This window comes from Methanobrevibacter sp. (assembly GCF_030539875.1).
GTDB lineage: Archaea > Methanobacteriota > Methanobacteria > Methanobacteriales > Methanobacteriaceae > Methanocatella.
Genome location: NZ_JAUNXI010000023.1, coordinates 13,222 through 30,525 on the forward strand (window position 1 = coordinate 13,222; position 17,304 = coordinate 30,525).

General features: G+C 33.4%; 16 protein-coding genes. 9 read left to right on the plus strand and 7 right to left on the minus strand.

The features are described from left to right. Position 1: 1 nt before the first annotated feature. Positions 2-1,078, minus strand: a complete 1,077-nt coding sequence (locus tag Q4Q16_RS08340) for a phosphatidylglycerophosphatase A (protein WP_303347267.1) — start codon at positions 1,076-1,078, stop codon at positions 2-4. Positions 1,079-1,151: 73 nt separating this feature from the next. Between Q4Q16_RS08340 and larC the strand changes: the two genes are divergently transcribed. Beyond that, positions 1,152-2,321: a nickel pincer cofactor biosynthesis protein LarC gene (gene larC / locus Q4Q16_RS08345; protein ID WP_303347268.1), complete on the plus strand. Its 1,170-nt coding sequence runs from the start codon at positions 1,152-1,154 to the stop codon at positions 2,319-2,321. Next, positions 2,318-2,995, plus strand: coding sequence for a 7-cyano-7-deazaguanine synthase QueC (gene queC / locus Q4Q16_RS08350; RefSeq protein ID WP_303347269.1), 678 nt, complete (start codon positions 2,318-2,320; stop codon positions 2,993-2,995). Before larC ends, queC begins: the two co-directional genes overlap by 4 nt. An 83-nt stretch (positions 2,996-3,078) precedes the next feature. Here queC and Q4Q16_RS08355 read toward each other — a convergent pair whose 3' ends face one another. The 4 genes from Q4Q16_RS08355 to Q4Q16_RS08370 all read right to left on the minus strand — a co-directional run bounded on the left by Q4Q16_RS08355 (position 3,079) and on the right by Q4Q16_RS08370 (position 5,411). Next, positions 3,079-3,324, minus strand: coding sequence for a hypothetical protein (locus Q4Q16_RS08355; RefSeq protein WP_303347270.1), 246 nt, complete (start codon positions 3,322-3,324; stop codon positions 3,079-3,081). Between the two features lie 20 nt (positions 3,325-3,344). Next, a complete protein-coding gene (locus Q4Q16_RS08360; RefSeq protein WP_303347271.1) occupies positions 3,345-3,479 on the minus strand; it encodes a hypothetical protein in 135 nt (44 codons plus the stop codon). Further along, positions 3,476-4,258, minus strand: a complete 783-nt coding sequence (locus Q4Q16_RS08365; RefSeq protein WP_303347272.1) for a vWA domain-containing protein — start codon at positions 4,256-4,258, stop codon at positions 3,476-3,478. The genes Q4Q16_RS08360 and Q4Q16_RS08365 overlap by 4 nt, the downstream gene beginning before the upstream one ends. A 154-nt stretch (positions 4,259-4,412) precedes the next feature. Beyond that, complete coding sequence (locus Q4Q16_RS08370; RefSeq protein WP_303347273.1) at positions 4,413-5,411, minus strand: M48 family metallopeptidase; 999 nt, start codon at positions 5,409-5,411, stop codon at positions 4,413-4,415. A 406-nt stretch (positions 5,412-5,817) separates the two neighbouring features. Between Q4Q16_RS08370 and glnA the strand changes: the two genes are divergently transcribed. The 6 genes from glnA to mtrH all read left to right on the plus strand — a co-directional run bounded on the left by glnA (position 5,818) and on the right by mtrH (position 13,587). Further along, complete coding sequence (glnA, locus tag Q4Q16_RS08375) at positions 5,818-7,155, plus strand: type I glutamate--ammonia ligase (RefSeq protein ID WP_303347274.1); 1,338 nt, start codon at positions 5,818-5,820, stop codon at positions 7,153-7,155. Positions 7,156-7,437: 282 nt separating this feature from the next. Then, positions 7,438-8,355 carry a glutamine amidotransferase gene (locus Q4Q16_RS08380; protein ID WP_303347275.1) on the plus strand — a complete coding sequence of 306 codons (918 nt, stop codon included), beginning with the start codon at positions 7,438-7,440 and terminating at the stop codon, positions 8,353-8,355. Between the two features lie 13 nt (positions 8,356-8,368). After that, positions 8,369-9,022, plus strand: coding sequence for a tributyrin esterase (locus Q4Q16_RS08385; protein ID WP_303347276.1), 654 nt, complete (start codon positions 8,369-8,371; stop codon positions 9,020-9,022). Positions 9,023-9,033: 11 nt separating this feature from the next. Then, positions 9,034-10,107 carry a Coenzyme F420 hydrogenase/dehydrogenase, beta subunit C-terminal domain gene (locus Q4Q16_RS08390; protein WP_303347277.1) on the plus strand — a complete coding sequence of 358 codons (1,074 nt, stop codon included), beginning with the start codon at positions 9,034-9,036 and terminating at the stop codon, positions 10,105-10,107. Further along, the gene (locus Q4Q16_RS08395) at positions 10,108-11,595 is read left to right on the plus strand and encodes a glutamate synthase-related protein (protein WP_303347278.1); all 1,488 of its coding nucleotides are present in this window, start codon (positions 10,108-10,110) and stop codon (positions 11,593-11,595) included. 1,053 nt (positions 11,596-12,648) lie between these two features. Further along, positions 12,649-13,587, plus strand: coding sequence for a tetrahydromethanopterin S-methyltransferase subunit H (mtrH, locus tag Q4Q16_RS08400; protein ID WP_303347279.1), 939 nt, complete (start codon positions 12,649-12,651; stop codon positions 13,585-13,587). Between the two features lie 452 nt (positions 13,588-14,039). Here mtrH and Q4Q16_RS08405 read toward each other — a convergent pair whose 3' ends face one another. After that, a complete protein-coding gene (locus Q4Q16_RS08405) occupies positions 14,040-15,038 on the minus strand; it encodes a tRNA-dihydrouridine synthase (RefSeq protein WP_303347280.1) in 999 nt (332 codons plus the stop codon). Between the two features lie 152 nt (positions 15,039-15,190). On the opposite strand from Q4Q16_RS08405, the gene Q4Q16_RS08410 reads away from it, so the two are divergent. Further along, positions 15,191-15,403, plus strand: a complete 213-nt coding sequence (locus Q4Q16_RS08410; protein WP_303347281.1) for a hypothetical protein — start codon at positions 15,191-15,193, stop codon at positions 15,401-15,403. Positions 15,404-15,490: 87 nt separating this feature from the next. Here the strand turns inward: Q4Q16_RS08410 and oadA are convergent, their stop codons facing one another. Then, positions 15,491-17,203, minus strand: coding sequence for a sodium-extruding oxaloacetate decarboxylase subunit alpha (gene oadA, locus Q4Q16_RS08415; RefSeq protein ID WP_303347282.1), 1,713 nt, complete (start codon positions 17,201-17,203; stop codon positions 15,491-15,493). Positions 17,204-17,304 lie beyond the last annotated feature (101 nt).

Consider the following 17,304-nt stretch of genomic DNA (forward strand, 5'->3'; position numbering starts at 1 on the left):
ATTATTCCTCAAATATTTTAGACATGCAACCTGCAATTAAACCTGCAAAAATATCATCAAGCATTGGAGGCAATCCATAAATTATTCCAGGTTTTGCTTCATCATATCTCTTAAAATTAAAAGTTGCTTTGGTTCCTGCAATCTGGTTTGAAATAGCAAGACCCAATACTTCATCAGTGTATAAATAAGCCGGATCATCACTTACATCAACTTCCCTTATACGGTTTCCAGTCAAATCCTGTTCAGTTCTCATTGCAGCAACAAGCAGCGCAATAACATTAATGTCAGTTAAAGATTTAAGAATCTGTGCTTCCATTTTATCTTTAAGCTCTTCAGTTACTTCAACGCCTTCTACAAGCTCCATTCCGGCATCCACCAAATCACCGATTAAAATTCCTTCTGAAACAAAATAATCAAGAATTCCAAATGTTAATTTGAGATGTTTAAATGCATCCTCCAAGCTTATCTCAACAGCATCCTCAATCCTCAACTTTAAATCATCCCAGTTGATTTCATCAAATTCGGCATTATTAACATCCAAATTTCCGTTTTTGCTTTGAGCAACATTAGCCAAAACTGCTAAAAAATCACCAGTATTTAAAATATTTTGGATATGGAAAGGCAGAGCCATTTCAGCAAGTGCTTTTGCTTTAATATTAGTTATGATTTTAAATATTTTAAGCAAATCTTTTGGAGAGATAACCTTATCAATATAAAACACATGACTTAAATTAATTCTAGCATCAGCAAATCCTTTTGGAGAATTGGCTACTTTCAAATGCTCTGTAAAATCTTCAATAACAACATCATTTTCCATGAATGTAAAAATAGTTAAATCATCATAATTATTTTGAAAATAATCAATAGAATTTACTGCCTGTGCGATGTAAGAACCTTGAGACTGATTGAATGTCTCTGCTTTGTTTGCAGCAGCATTAAAATCATTTTTAGCTTTTATTATATTGACATTTTCAATAATGTCAATTCCATCACTTACCGTGAAATCACTGAATGCTAAGAAATAATCTGGATTATTTATACAAATCCCATAATCTTTTTCAATTATATTAAATTCCATATTATAACCTATAATAATATATATTAATTATTTAATTTAAATTTATATAATAACACTAAAAGGACTTGGGATTATGACAATTATTATCGACCCTCAAGGGAGCGGAATTGCCGGAAACATGCTGATAGGTGCATTTGTAGATTTAGGAGCAGATGCCAATAAATTAAAAGAAATTATGGAACAGACAGCAGAAGAGTTTGGAAAAGTAGAGGTGACTTTTGAAAAAATAAATAAACAGAGCATTTCTTCAACTTTTTGCAATGTTAAAATACTCGAAGACAAACCTCCTGTTAACTATCCCGAGTTTATTGAAAAAATCAGCCGATTAGACTTAGATGAACATGTTAAAAAAACATCAATTAACGTGTTTGAAAGAATAGCTATAGCAGAAAGCAGAGTTCATGGAAAAACATTAGAGACAGTTCACTTTCATGAAGTTGGTGCAAGTGATGCTGTAGCAGATGTAATCGGTTCCATTTATGCATATTACAGTTTAAACTTAAATAATCGGAAAGTGATTGGCCTCCCAATAGCTGTTGGAGGAGGCCGGGTTAAAACTGCCCATGGAATTATACCAGTTCCTGCACCTGCAGTTGTAGAACTCCTAAAAGATGCAAAAATGGTTGGAGGACCTGTGGAAAGTGAACTTGCAACACCAACTGGAGCTGCAATTTATATGGAAATATGTGACGAAATACAGGAATTCATTCCACTAATTAAAGCTAAAAAAGTCGGATATGGAGCAGGAATGAAGGATTTCGACCATCCGAATGTTTTAAGACTTATTGAGACTTCAGACATTAGCAGAAGTGATGAAATAGATGTTATTGAAACAAATATTGATCATTTAACAGGTGAAGAAATAGGATATCTATTTGACAAACTCTTAGACGTCGGCGCAAGAGACGTTTCGGTTGCTCCGATAACCATGAAAAAAAACAGACCTGGAAGTCTGCTTAAAGTAATTTCTCGAAAAGAAAAAAGAGAAGAAATAATTGAAACTATTTTTAGGGAAACTGGAAGTTTAGGAATTAGAATTGCCTCAAATATACACAGAGGAATTGCAAATCGAGAGTTTGTTAAAAAAACAGTTCAGATTCATGAAAAGGACTATGAAGTAACATTTAAAATAGGTTATATGAATGGTGAAATAATATCTAAACGACCTGAATTTGAAGATTTAAAAAAAATAGCCAAAGACAGCGGATTGCCCCTTAAAAAAATTGAAGAGTTGGTTAAATGAAGAAAGCCATTTCTGTTTTATCAGGAGGTCTTGACTGTACTGTTGCAACAAGCATTTTCAGTAAAAACTATGAAATTCATGCAATAACCTTTAATTATGGTCAAAAAGCTTTTAAAAGAGAATTGCAAGCATCAAAAGAGATTTGTAAAAATATGAATTGGACTCATGAAGTGATTGACCTTTCATGGCTGGGCCAAATCAGCAATTCCAGTTTAAATACTTGCAAAGATATTCCAGAACTTACAGTTGAAGACTTAGATGATACTGAAAAAAGCGAGGAAAGTGCAGGCAATGTTTGGGTTCCTGCAAGAAATACCGTATTTACTTCAATTGCTCTTTCATATGCTGAAAGCATGGGTGCTGACGTGATAATTGTCGGATGGAATGGTGAAGAAGGAGAGACATTCCCTGACAATTCAAAAGGATATTTGGAAAAATTCAATGAACTGATTGAGGAAGGTTCGCCTGAAAATATAAAAATTGAAGCACCATTAATTGATTTAAATAAAGAGGAGATAGTTGAATTAGGAGTTGAATATGGTGCTCCAATGGAATTAAGCTATTCATGTTATAAAGGTAAAGACAAGCAATGCGGTGTTTGCGAAAGCTGTATGAGACGAAAACGCGCATTTAAGAATTTGGGCTTAAAAGATAAAAGGGAATACGAAAATTAATCATATTTTTTCATATCATCATTCCCAATCACTAAAATCCAAACTTTCTTTATTTCTAAGGTCAGTTGCCCTCCCATAGATAATTATGAATCACCAATACGAATTTCATCTTTCCGTTGTCTTTCACCTTTATTTACATATCTTCTATGATTTCCGGCTATTTTCGGCCCTTTTGTTAGACACAGAAAATCAAGATATGCATTGATAATAGCATATTCTGCTCGTCTGCATATACTATCTTTAGTATATACTTTATTTTCACAATCCCGTTTTTTATATTCAGAGAAAGCCTTTTGGGCTTCCTCTTTCCATTTGTCTATCATATCCATTTTTAATACCACCATGTAATTCATAAATGGATGAGGAATTCAATTATCTTTAGTACGAGCCAGAATACCCCATACATACCTAACCCGATAAAAAATACTGTCACTAAAAACATTATGAATTCGCCCAAATCTGTTGTTGGAAACTTATTGCTCATTTTTCCACCTCCACAATTTCAATTCCTAATTTTTGAGAACAGATTGAATTACACATCTCACATTTCTGAGGACATGCAAAACAATGATGCTCCTCAATATACCGTTTATATTCTGAAGCCTTTACAACAGTAAATTGATTATCAACCATAAATCCTGAACCGCATATTGTCAGATGTGGCCTGCCGATATCAAAATCAAGAGACTTGTTATGAGTGTAGGTATAGCTGTTTACACCTGTTTGGAATGCCTCCTCCATAGATAAGTATGCATCACCAATACCCTCAGAAGACTTTTTATAGTTAGCTACACGAGATTTTCTAATACCAATACTTGCCACTTCATCATAGGAATCAATATCTGCTCCAATGAAAATAAATTCCCAGTTATGATTTTCAATCATGTTTTTGATATGGGATTTAGAATATTCGGCATAAGAATTTTCAAGTCCATCAGTCATGATGACAAATAAAACTTTATTGCCTATTTCCTTATCAAGAGTGACGACAGTTTTTCCGATTGCATCTAAAATGTCAGCACATCCCCCTACATAATATTCTTTTGAGGTTAGATTGTCAACTTCATGTATCGGTTTTCTTTTGTATAACATTTCATATCCGTCGTTGAATAAGACAGTTGTTACATTAGTCTCGAATTCCTTTTTTCTTTCTCTTTCAATAAATGAATCCGCCATCGCATCTTCTTGTGATACATACATGGACCCATTTTTATCAATTACAAATACTAAATCAAGGTTTTGGTTTTGAGGTGCATTTTTCATTTTTTTCACATCCAGTAACTTTGAATAAATAAAAGAAGCACGATTTAATAGTAATTTATACACAAAATAATATCTATATAATAACATATATATAGTTTTCCATTAGTCAAAAAGTACGATGGGGAAAATAATTAGAAAAAGAAGCGCAGAATGTTTAAAGTTTATATCCGCAATTAATACAGAAAATACTACCATCACAAATAAGATGACTGCATTTAGGGCATTTTAATCCTGTTTCAAGTTTAGCACCACAGGAAGTGCAGAATTTATCATTATCCCCAGTAGGAAAACCGCAATTTGAGCAGAATCCACCATGTGAATTATTAGAACCCCTATTAATTTGACAGCCATTGCCTATTACTGGTTTTGAGTAAAAATTTTCTTCATTTTCAATTTCACCAATCAATTGACTCATGGCAGCTATTCTTTTTGAATCTGAGGGATGTGTTGAGAAAAAATCGTGTTCATTGGAATTCTGTCTTGACATATCCTGCCAAAATGCCGGAATCTGAGATATGTCATATCCTGCCCAATGAATAATCATCATACCCAACCTATCCGCTTCAAGTTCCTGATCTCTTCCCCAGGGATTCATTAAGAAAAATTGAGAACCTATACTTGCAACATTTGTAGCCGCTCTTGTGAGGCTGCCAAGTCCTCCCAAACCGACAAGATCCATTGCAATACTTCCAATCCAAGCAACAGAAGTTATAGTGTTTTGTGCATTCTGAGCGCTGATTCTGGTTCTAGAATGGTCAAGAAGTGCATGAGCCATTTCATGGCCTAAAATAAAAGCTATTTTTTCTTCAGTATTGGCAAGTGAGAGAATACCTGAAAACATTACAATTTTACCTCCAGGCATGCAAAAAGCATTTACAGTATTATCCGCCACCAAATGAACATCCCATTCATAATACTCTTCAACATAATCCCCCCTGCCTATTTCGGATAAATAATTATTAACTGCATTAATCAGATTTACTGCAACATTTATAACAGTTTGGCCGTTTTGAGTGTTATCTAAAAGTTGTGACTGATTAATCATACCATAATATTCATTATATGACTGTTCTAGAAACTTGTCATCGTCAACCATGTCAAAATGCTTTTTTCCGGTAAACGGATTTATTTCATTTCTGTCATCTTTTGCCATATTCAATATTTTATTATAACAATTATATTTAAATTGTGTGTAACATTATGAAATACAGGCTGATAAAAAAAAGTCAATTGCCCAACAAATAGCTTACAGTTTTATCCTTTTTCAGTTTAAAAATAACAAAATAACATTTATTATTATTCAGAGCTAATTTTATTCTTCAAATAATTAATGAACAGACAAATTCAAGTTTAACATGAAAAGAATGGAAAAATGATAAGTTTAATTTTGGATTATACTTTTTGTTTCATCCAAAAGTTTTATATATTAATAATGACGAATTTATTTGTAGGAAGGAAGTTTCCTTCCGACGACATATTTAATTAAATTCATTAGTCAATTTTTCAATTTCCACTTTATTCAACTAATGGACAATATATTCAAAAGGTGATGTGAAAAAATGTCAACAAAAGATAATAAATTAGACCAAATAATAAAAACAATCGAAGTAAACGATATAAAATTTCTGAAATTAGAATTCTCAGATATACATGGATTACCAAAAAGCATGGCAGTGCCTCTTAAAAAAGCTAATGATATTGAAGATATCGTAAATGACGGATTATTGTTTGACGGATCATCAATAGCAGGATTAGCTTCAATTAACGATAGTGATTTACTTGCAAAACCGGATATTGACACATTTTCAACAATTCCATGGAGACCAGAATCAAAAGGTACCAGCAGATTCATATGTGATATTTTCACTACAGAAGGAAACCCCTATGAGGGAGATCCAAGAGGAGTACTTAAAAAATCATTACAATTAGCAGAAAAAAAAGGATATCAGTTTAATATGGGTCCTGAACCGGAATTCTTCATTATAAAAGAAGATGAAGATGGAAATTATATTCCTGCAGATGAAGCTGAATACTTTGATGTCGAACCATTAGATCAGGGTACTGACATTAGAAGGGAAATTGTATTCGGTTTAGAAAAATTAGATTTTGATGTAGAAGTAAGTCACCACGAAGTAGCAGCAGGACAACACGAAGTTGACTTTAAATATTCTGATGCTTTAAAAACTGCTGATGCAGTCATAACCTTTAAAGAAGCGGTTAAAGCAGTTGTTAACAACTTAGGTTATAAAGCAACATTCATGCCAAAACCTTTCTTAGGAATCAACGGCAGCGGAATGCATTGTAATCAGAGCCTATTTAAAGATGGAAAAAATATTTTCTATGATCCTGATACTGAAACCCAAATATCACAGGAGGCATTATATTTCATTGGAGGATTATTAGAGCATGCACACGCATTATCATCAATTTTATCCCCAACAGTTAATTCTTACAAACGTCTTGTGCCAGGTTACGAAGCACCATGTTACATAGCTTACGGTTTTAAAAACAGGTCAACATTATTAAGAATTCCAGCATCCCGCGGATTAGGTACAAGAATAGAATGCAGATCAGCCGACCCGTCTTGTAATCCGTACTTAGCATTCGCAGTATTGCTTGAAGCAGGTTTAGATGGTATGAATAATAAAATTGACCCTGGTGAGCCAACAGAAGAGAACTTATTCGCATTATCTGAAGATGAAATTAACGAAAAAGGAATTAACAATTTACCAACAAGTTTATGGGAAGCATATCATTCATTAGAACAGGACGATGTGATTAAAAATGCCCTTGGAGAAAAGGTATTTAATCAGTTCTACAATATCAAAAGAGCAGAATGGGACGCTTATAGAATACAGGTATTCGATTATGAAAGAAATGAATATTTAAACGTGTGAACTGTTAATTAAGCGAATAATTGGCTGTGAAATTAAAATTATCATTTAAACTTGCAGCCAATTAATCTTGAATTTTTTGGAGGTTTTGAAATTAAAAGAAAATCAGAATTATGAATATGTGTATATTAAGGTTATATCGTTTTTGAAAGTTCAAAATTACTATTTTAAGGCATATGATGAATTGAAACTGAAAATATCCAATTTAAAATAAAATAAACCTAAGTTATATTGGAATTAACTTAAAATACGTGTATTCGCCGATTATTTTATGGAGGTATAAAAATGTGTGGAATAGCAGGTGTAATATACAAAGATAAAAAAACTCACCCCGTAGGAAAAGCATTAACATCAATGTTAGAATCATTACAACATAGAGGACCGGATTCCGCCGGTTATTCAATCTACGGCAGTTTAGATTTACCTGAAAATCATTATCAATTAAACATTGAAGTAAAAAGAAGAAGAGGTGTATTAGACAATTTAAAATCACAATTAACTCAAATAAGCCCAATATTTAAAGAGCAATTAATTGAGTCTGTAGGAGGTTCAGACGTATTTAAATGTGAAATAGCATTGGATGACTATTCTCTTTTACAGCCATCTATAAGAGAAATTGATGAAATAGAAAATGTAAGAGTCATCAACGGTTCACATTCATTTGAAATGATAAAAGACGTAGGTAAAGTAAAATACATTGCAAAACGGTTTGATGTTGAAAATAGAATGGGAACACATGGAATAGGACATACCCGTTTTGCAACAGAAAGCGGAGTAGACCGTTATCATGCACACCCTTATCAGAGTTACATCATACCCGATATAACCGTAGTGCATAATGGGCAAATTACCAATTACTGGAAAATAAGAGATTCATTAGAACGGAAAGGACATGCTTTCGAATCATTTAACGATACCGAATGTATTGTTCATTATATGGCAGATAAACTTAACCAAGGTTATAAATTAGAAGAAGCACTAAATCAGGCAGTAGTTGATTTGGACGGTCCTTTTTCAATATTGGTGGGAACACCAAAAGGCATAGGTATTGCAAAGGACAAACTTGGCCTTAGACCTGGAGTAATGGTGGAAACTGATGAAATTTTTGCAGTGGCTTCAGAAGAAATGGCATTGCATAATGTCATCGATTCTGATCAAATAGAGCAAATAGCTCCAGGTGAAACAAGAGCTTACACCATTTAAAGGAGGTTTATCTATGAAAGAATACATTATTGATGCAAAAAAGATGGATGAGAAAGAACTGAATCGTGCAATAAAAAAACAGGCTACATACCATGATAAACTCATCATTAATAATCCCGAATCCAGACACAATATCTGTGCAGGGTTAACTGAAGACGTGGATATAAAAATCAACGGTTCTGCAGGTTATTTTGTTGGAACAATGATTAATGGATCAAAGATACGCATAAACGGAAATGCCGGCTGGTTTGCCGGAGACAATATGACAAAAGGAGAATTAATCATTGAAGGTACCGCCGGTGATGGTGCAGGACAAGGAATCTATGGCGGAACAGTAATAGTAAAAGGAAGCGCAGGTTCAAGAACCGGAGAAATCATGAAAGGTGGAACAGTAATAATCGGAGGAAATAGCGGATATATGACAGGATTGCTTATGATGGGTGGCAAACTCATAATACTTGGCGATGTAACCGATGATGTCGGCGAATCAATTATGAGAGGAACCATATATGTTCTTGGAAATGTGAAAAGTTTGGGAAAAAATGCCATTATGGAAAAAACCACACTTGAAGATCAAAAAAATCTAAAAGAGATTTTAACAAAATACGATTTTGAACTAACTGATATCGATTATACAAACTTTAAAAAGATTACCAATATACAATAGGAGCTAAAAAAATGAGCGAACATAAAATAGCCATGGTTGGAACACCCTGTGAGATTATGGCTGCATCAAAACTACAAAATTATACAGATAGCCCTATTGATGTTAAACTGGGCTTATTCTGTATGGAAAATTTTTCATATAGGTACTTTGGAAATCTCTTAAAAGAGCATGATTTGAAAATGGACGACATTGAAAAATTCCAAATAGAAAAAGGATTTGTATTCTTATTACTGAAAACCAAAGAAACCGTGAAAATACCCCTATCAGAAGCTAAAAGGATAATCAGAAAAAACTGTGAAATATGCGTCGAATTAACATCAGAAACATCAGATATTTCAATAGGTTCAATAGGATCAGATGATGGCTGGTCAACATTAATAATTCGAACTAAAAAAGGCGAGGATATTGTTAACGGAGCAATAAAACAAAAATTCATCAAAGCCAAAGAACTTAGAGAGTCACAATTTAAATTCCTAAATAAAATTGCCGAAACTAAAATAAACAAAAATCTGGAAAATATAGAAAAAAGAGAATTTTTTGCCCGCCCAGTACTGTACCAAAGAAACAAATCCGACAATTCAATCAATAAAGAAATCTCCGAGTCCGATTTCTCAGATTTGAAATCAAATGTCATTGATGTTGGAGCATGCGTACTCTGCGGAGCATGCGAATATGCATGTCCAGATAATTTAATCACAATTGATGATTCAAAACCTGAAATAAAAGGTAAATGCCCTCATGATTGCCATGCATGCTTTACAGTTTGTCCGAGAACTTTCATACCTGAAGATTTGCGAAATGACAGTTCAAAAGCACTTGGCAAGTTTATAAAAGTATTATCAGTTAAATCTTTAAAGCATGCACAAGGTCAGGACGGATCCATTGTTACAACATTACTTGACTATTTATTAACCAACAATATTGTGACAGATGCACTGATTGTGGATAAAGAAGATTATTTGGCCTGGAAGCCTTATGCAAAGATAACAAGTGATATTGATGAAGTCGTTAAATCAGGAGGGACAAAATATTCTGTTTGTCCGGTGTTCAAACCATTGAAAAATATGAAAGAGGAGGTGAATTAAATGCCGTTTACTGTTGAGAGAAAAACAGAAATATGTAAACAGAATAACAATAGACCCGGCTGCTGCTGGTATTTATGTGACAATCCTAAAAAATCATCATGTAAAAACTGTTATAGCTGTTATTCAAATTGTCCGCACAGCGTATATGAAGTAATCAATGATGAACCTCAACCGATACATCAGGAAAACTGTGTAGGGTGTAAGATTTGTGAAGAAATGTGTCCGACACATGCAATATATGTTAGACCTCTTGCTGATGAAGGCAGAGGAATATGGTCAAATTCAACAATGGTTGAAATTAAACGCAAAAGTCAGACCGGATCATATAAAGTTCGTGGCTGCGGATTAACAAGAAGAATCCCCACATTTGATGATTTAAGCATATTGCCTGCACAAGTATCAAGACCTCCGATAGATTCATACAGAGAAACATGCAAAACTTCAGTAGTGCTTGGAGACAGATTTGCAGAAAATCCGATAGAAATAGATACTCCCATCATGATTGGAGCAATGTCTTTTGGTGCATTAAGTAAAGAGGCAAAAATAGCATTAGCTATAGGAAGCAGCAAAGTAGGTTCAATAGCCAACACAGGGGAAGGCGGAATGCTTCCTGAAGAAAGACATTACGCTGATAAACTAATTGCCCAATATGCATCAGGCCGTTTTGGAGTATCTGCCAGCTATTTAAACAATGCAGAAGCTGTTGAAATAAAAATAGGGCAAGGTGCAAAATCCGGTATGGGAGGACATTTACTTGCCCATAAAGTAACCGCTGAAGTAGCCAGAGTTCGAAATATTCCAGAAGGAACCTCCGCATTAAGTCCCGCCAGACACATGGATATTGTTGGACCTGAGGATTTAAGTATGAAAATCAACCAGTTAAGGGAAATTACTGATTGGAAAATACCGATTATTGTAAAATTTGCATCCGGCAGAGTGGAACAAGATGTAAAAATTGCTGCAAAAGCTGGCGCTGATATAATTGTAGTTGATGGTATGCAAGGAGGAACCGGAGCCGGACCGGAGGTAGTTACAGAACATTCAGGAATTCCTACAATAGAAGCTATAGTAAAAGCAGATGATGCTCTTAAAGACATAAATCTAAGAAATGAAGTAAGTCTTGTAGCTGCCGGAGGAATAAGATCCGGAGCAGATGTAGCAAAGGCAATAGCTTTGGGCGCAGATGCAGTATACATTGCTACATCCGCATTAATTTCAATAGGTTGTAAAGTTTGCCAAACTTGTTCTGAAGGCACTTGTCCTAAAGGAATTGCAACACAAGAAAGAGTGCTTAGAAGAAGATTGGACCCTATAAGAAAAGGTCAGCAAGTTGCAAATTATATAGATGCCATGACGCAAGAAGTAAAATCCTTAACTCAGCAAGCGGGAAATACTGATGTAAAAAAACTTGAACGTCAGGATTTAGTTGCATTAACCATGGAATCTTCACAGTTAACAGGAGTGCCAATGGTAAGCAAACAATATTAAATGAACTGCAGCATCTGCAGATATTGATTATATGTTTCGGATTCAGCAGAATAGATGCAGAATATATACTTTGTAAAATATGAAACCATGTGTACTTTTAAATACATGGTTCATACGACAAATTTATTATTTTATGGCGGGTGGGCGGGACATATGCCTTTTTATTTGTAATAAGTCTTTTGCACAAAAAAAGATTTTTCAAATAAAAGCAAACGTATGACAAAATTTAATGTGATTGATGGCCCTATTTGGGTTTTTGGTTTATTTTTACAATAGGGTTATTCTTCACATTTTTAAAATATATGAAAATGGTTCAAATTTTAAATTTTATAAAATAATACTAAATTATACTCATTATTAAAAACAAAACATTGAAAAAATAATCCTGAAAGTTTTTTATGTTTATCATAACTATTTTTATTAAATTCTAATGATTTATTGATTTAATATAATCTTCATCATAGTTATCCAATAATTAATAATGCAAAAAACACACACCACATTACCTATAAAAATTCAATGCAATTGACTTTAAAAATTTCATAACCCTCAAAAAAATAAATTTTAAAGTTTTAAAGTTATAAATTGCCAAATATGTGGATTTCCACATAGTTTAATACGTCTGTTACACATACTCCCTCTTTTTAAAAAGTATTGTCCATTTCAAAAGCATGTGAGGAATATATTTTTATTAAAAATAGTGATTTTTTATTTATTTTAGAATTTTATGTTAAATTTCAACTTAAATATTATTTTCATAATTAATTATGACGATTAATTATCCATTTTCATATTTTTGCCATTTTTTGTTAAAATAGAACCTTTAACAGTTATTTTCATGCCAAATTGTTAAATCATAAAGTATGCTTTAATTAAATAGTGTATAATTATTTATGATAAATTATAAATAATTTTTAATTTTTAAAAAAATTTTTCATTAATTTTATAGAAACATTTAAATACTATCGTGTAAAAAATATTACATGGCTTAACTTTAATTAAATTAAAGTAAAATTGATTAAGTTAAGTCTAAAAATAAAGAGGCTAACATAAATGTTTAAATTTGATAAAGAACAAGTAGTTTTTGACTTCGCAGGAGTCAAAATGGGTGGACAGCCTGGAGAATATCCTACCGTTCTGGCAGGAACAATCTTCTATGGCGGACACAACATTCTTAATGACGAATTAACTGGTGACTTCGATAAAGACAAGGCAGAGAAATTAGTCAATGATATGGCATCCATTTCAGATGTAACCGGTAATCCATACATTGTTCAAGTCTTTGGACAGACAGTCGAAGCACTGCCAAAATATATTGAATATATTGGCGATATATGTGATGCTCCATTCCTTATAGATTCAACATCCGGTGATGCAAGAGTTGCCGGCGCACAATATGCAGACGAAGTTGGATTGACTGAAAGAGCAATATATAACTCCATTAATATGTCAGCAGACAAATCTGAATTAGATGCAATTGCTGAAACCGACATTTCTGCTTCAATTATTTTAGGATTCAACCCTATGAATGCTACAGTTGAAGGTAAAATGAATATGTGGGAAAATGGAGATGACGGAGCATATGAAAAAGGTTTGCTGGAAGTAGCTGAAGAGTGTGGAATTGATAGATTCATGATGGATACAGCAGTTACACCCTTAGGACAAGGTGCTGGAATTGCAGCTAGAACTTCATTTGCTGAAAAAGCAAAATGGGGATATCCTGTCGGATCAGGAATCCACAATGTACCATCAGCATGGGACTGGTTAAGAGAATACAAAAAAGAAGGAAATAAAACTGCATTCACTGTTTGTGATATTGGTGCAAATATTGTTCAGGTAATGTGTGCAGGAGATTTTGTTCTTTTCGGACCAATAGAAAATGCTGACATTGCATTCCCTGCAGTAGCTCAGACAGATATGTTCATATCTGAAGCGGCAAAACCATTAGGCACTGACCCTGTTGATTATCACCCTATGAATAAATTATTATAAGAAACATATCAATATTTAATTCATTTAGCAACCTCAATGAGAGTTGTTCAAAATATCATTAATCATGATATTTGACAAATCTTAACAATTAATCCAAAAAGCCAAATTAGCACTGGAAAACACATCCAGTGCTTTAAAAATTAAACTATTTTTCATTAATATATGTTACAACTTCCATCACATACCAGAACATATTGTTGTGTAAAGTCAGAACTCCTGTTCATTGGATAAATCTTTCAACATATCATGGAGTTTAGAACAATTTGACAAAAACAGAGTATCTTAAAGATTTATGAAACTATACATTAACATCATCATAGTCTGAAAATACACTTTTAAGATATTTCATTACGAAAAATAAGCATTGACCGGCACCGGGTAAAAATTAAAATAAAAATTAGAAAAAGATCATATAATTATAAAAATAAATACAATTAATTTAAACATGATAACTAATGCTTAAAACAGGTACTGGTTTTTTTAGAATAACAATTATTGCAGCTTTGACAAATTGCAACACCTTCACCATTTTCTTTCCAATCGGCTAAAAAGTCAGGTTGGGCAACAAATGGCTTAGACATAGATAAAAATTCCGCTTTAGAATTATTTAAAACATCATTAATAGATGCCATATCCCTTAGAGAACCACCTAAAACAACAGGAATGTCAACTGCATCAATCAGATCATCAACATAAACCAAAAATGGATGTTTTACACCATCATCATATATTTGAGAAATAGTGCGTGCAGTTAATTGTATACTATCAGCACCGGCATTTTCAAGCTCGCATGCAATTGCAATACTTTCATCAGAAGAAATTCCTCCTTTCCTAACATCCCACGGATTAATTCTGCAACTTACATGCATATCCATCGTTTTTTTAATAACTTTTATTATTTCCGATGAAATCCTCACACGATTTTCCGTATTTCCACCATATTGATCAGCTCTTTGATTAAAATATGGATTCATGAATCTTGCCAGATAAAAATTATTTCCCATATTAATCTGAATTCCGTCAAAACCTGCAAATGAGAATTTTTTAGCAGCCATTATAACTTCTGCCTGTAATTTCCTTATACCCTGCAGAGTAATATCATTGGCTTCTACTTTTTGATTTTCGCCGTCATCATAATAAAAGAATGCGAGTTGGCCCAAAATTGGAACATTATATTTATGAACAATATCGCTAACCATCCGATAGTCTTTAATAAATCTGCCATAGTTCAGATTAGTGGAATACGGGAAAAATCTATCCTTATAGTCAAGTGCAAAAATTTCAGATACAATTAAACCGGCACCACTGCAGGCAATTTTTTCGTATCGCTCATAAACTTCAGGTGTTAAAAATCCTCCTTCAGCTGTTTCAGTTTCCCAAGTTCCAGTTCTAACAATACGGCTGTTAAGTTTTAAATCTCCAAGTTGAACTTCATCAAAAATATCCTTCATAATATCACAACTAAATTAGTATATTATTTTAGTATTATTTAAAACAGCAAGATGAAAATGCCAAAAACGCATGTTTAGTCGAATGAAAATGCAAAATTATATTACATTGAAAATTTAAATTAAATGTAACTAAGTTAAATGGAGGGAAACTTATGGCAAATGCAATTCTTGCAGCAATACTATCCTTGTTTATCCCAGGTTTAGGTCAAGCTTATGCTGGCGATATCAAAAAAGGAGCAATCTTCTTCGTGATTGCTATTGTATTAGGTATGCTCACAGCATATGTTCTAGGAGGATTTGGATACATCATAAGCTTTATTTATGCTGTGTATGTTGCTTACGACGCTTACCAAATGGTTCAATAAAAAAAATTTTAAATATTTTTATTTTTTATTTTTTTAAAAATAGCCTTATTTTTGTTTGATTTTAAAAAAAAGTAGAAAAAGGGTAATTTATTCAATTACCATTAAAGTATCACCTGCACTGACTGCATCACCAGGCTCTACAAAGATTTCTTTTACAACACCATCCACTTCAGATTGAATATCATTTTCCATCTTCATAGCTTCAATGACACAGATAGTGGATCCTTTTGTGACCTTATCCCCAACATTAACATTGAGCTTAATTACCATGCCCTGCATTGAAGAAGCAACTCCACCTTCGACAGGATGGAAATTGCCGTTGCTGGCTTCCTCAATTTCCATAAATCCGGTAGGCATGATTTTAACTTCAAACATGTCCCCGTCAACTTCAACATTATACTGAGTTGGAATTCCAATAGTTTCATCTTCACTAAGTGAATGAGGGGGTTTGATTTCTTCTTCAACAGCTTCTCCTTTAAGGAATTTAGGAGCAATTGGAGGATATAATGCATAAGTTAAAGCGTCTTCGTCTGTTTTGACAAATCCTTTCTCCATTCCTTCAGCTTTGAACTTTTCAAATTCAGGTTCAAGCAAATCAGCAGGCCTGCATGTGATAACCTCCTCATCACCAATGATTTTTTTAGAAATTTCCGGATCAACAGGCGCAGGAGGTTTACCGTACATTCCTTTCATATATTCCTTAACCTCATTGGATACAGTTTTGTATCTTTCCCCACCCAAAACATTCATTACAGATTGAATACCTACAATCTGACTTGTTGGAGTTACAAGAGGAGGATAGCCCATATCTTTTCTAACACGAGGCATTTCATCTAAAACATCATTGTATCTGTCAAGCGCATTTTGTTCCTTAAGTTGGGAAATGAGATTTGAAAGCATTCCGCCAGGAATCTGATATAATAACACATCAGCATCAATACTTGTTGAAATAGGATCTAAAATACCCAAATATTTCTCTTTAATATCATTAAAGTATTTTTTAATATGAGTTAATAATTTTAAGTCAAGGCCTGTGTCAAATTCTGTACCTTTTAGAGCTGCAACCATACTTTCGGTAGGTGGCTGACTTGTTCCCCATGCAAGAGGTGACATGGCAGTATCCAAAATATCTACTCCTGCCTGACATGCCGCATAATAACTAATAGGAGTCATACCACTAGTACAGTGACAGTGCAAATCTACAAGCAAACCTGTTTCTTCTTTTAATTTTGATACCAATTCATAAGCATCTGTAGGAGTTATCAGCCCAGCCATATCCTTAATGGTTACTGAATCACAATCCAATGCTTCAAGTTCTTTAGCCAACTCAACAAAGTCATTGTTACTGTGAACAGGACTTATAGTGTAACTAATAGTACCTTGCACATGAGCCCCCTGATCTTTAGCTACTTTGATAGCTGTCTCCATATTCCTAACATCGTTTAAAGCATCGAAAACCCTGAAAACGTCAACACCATTTTCATAGGATTTTTCTACAAATTTTGTTACAATATCATCAGGATAATGTTTATAACCTACTAAATTTTGCCCTCTTAAAAGCATTTGAATAGGAGTTTTTTTAAATGCTGATTTTAATTGTCTTAGTCTTTCCCACGGGTCTTCATTTAAATATCTGATACAAGTATCAAAAGTAGCTCCACCCCAAGCCTCTACTGAAAAAAATCCTACTTTATCCATTTCTTCAGAAATAGGAATCATGTCCCTAGTTCTCATCCTAGTTGCAAGTAGAGATTGGTGAGCATCACGAAGCACTGTTTCTGTAAATCTTACTTTTGCCATTAATCGACACCTCTTCAATAGTTATTAATAAATAATCCTAGAATATCCAACTATAATATATGTTTATAATATTATATAAGAATATGCAAAAAATAATAATT

Bases quoted from the DNA above. Each gene is read 5' to 3' on its own strand.
- oadA (WP_303347282.1), bottom strand. From the start codon at position 17,203: ATGGCAAAAGTAAGATTTACAGAAACAGTGCTTCGTGATGCTCACCAA.
- Q4Q16_RS08360 (WP_303347271.1), bottom strand. From the start codon at position 3,479: ATGAGCAATAAGTTTCCAACAACAGATTTGGGCGAATTCATAATGTTT.
- Q4Q16_RS08405 (WP_303347280.1), bottom strand. From the start codon at position 15,038: ATGAAGGATATTTTTGATGAAGTTCAACTTGGAGATTTAAAACTTAAC.
- Q4Q16_RS08355 (WP_303347270.1), bottom strand. From the start codon at position 3,324: ATGGATATGATAGACAAATGGAAAGAGGAAGCCCAAAAGGCTTTCTCT.
- glnA (WP_303347274.1), top strand. From the start codon at position 5,818: ATGTCAACAAAAGATAATAAATTAGACCAAATAATAAAAACAATCGAA.
- Q4Q16_RS08340 (WP_303347267.1), bottom strand. From the start codon at position 1,078: ATGGAATTTAATATAATTGAAAAAGATTATGGGATTTGTATAAATAAT.
- Q4Q16_RS08395 (WP_303347278.1), top strand. From the start codon at position 10,108: ATGCCGTTTACTGTTGAGAGAAAAACAGAAATATGTAAACAGAATAAC.
- Q4Q16_RS08410 (WP_303347281.1), top strand. From the start codon at position 15,191: ATGGCAAATGCAATTCTTGCAGCAATACTATCCTTGTTTATCCCAGGT.
- Q4Q16_RS08390 (WP_303347277.1), top strand. From the start codon at position 9,034: ATGAGCGAACATAAAATAGCCATGGTTGGAACACCCTGTGAGATTATG.
- Q4Q16_RS08385 (WP_303347276.1), top strand. From the start codon at position 8,369: ATGAAAGAATACATTATTGATGCAAAAAAGATGGATGAGAAAGAACTG.
- Q4Q16_RS08370 (WP_303347273.1), bottom strand. From the start codon at position 5,411: ATGGCAAAAGATGACAGAAATGAAATAAATCCGTTTACCGGAAAAAAG.
- larC (WP_303347268.1), top strand. From the start codon at position 1,152: ATGACAATTATTATCGACCCTCAAGGGAGCGGAATTGCCGGAAACATG.
- Q4Q16_RS08380 (WP_303347275.1), top strand. From the start codon at position 7,438: ATGTGTGGAATAGCAGGTGTAATATACAAAGATAAAAAAACTCACCCC.
- mtrH (WP_303347279.1), top strand. From the start codon at position 12,649: ATGTTTAAATTTGATAAAGAACAAGTAGTTTTTGACTTCGCAGGAGTC.
- Q4Q16_RS08365 (WP_303347272.1), bottom strand. From the start codon at position 4,258: ATGAAAAATGCACCTCAAAACCAAAACCTTGATTTAGTATTTGTAATT.
- queC (WP_303347269.1), top strand. From the start codon at position 2,318: ATGAAGAAAGCCATTTCTGTTTTATCAGGAGGTCTTGACTGTACTGTT.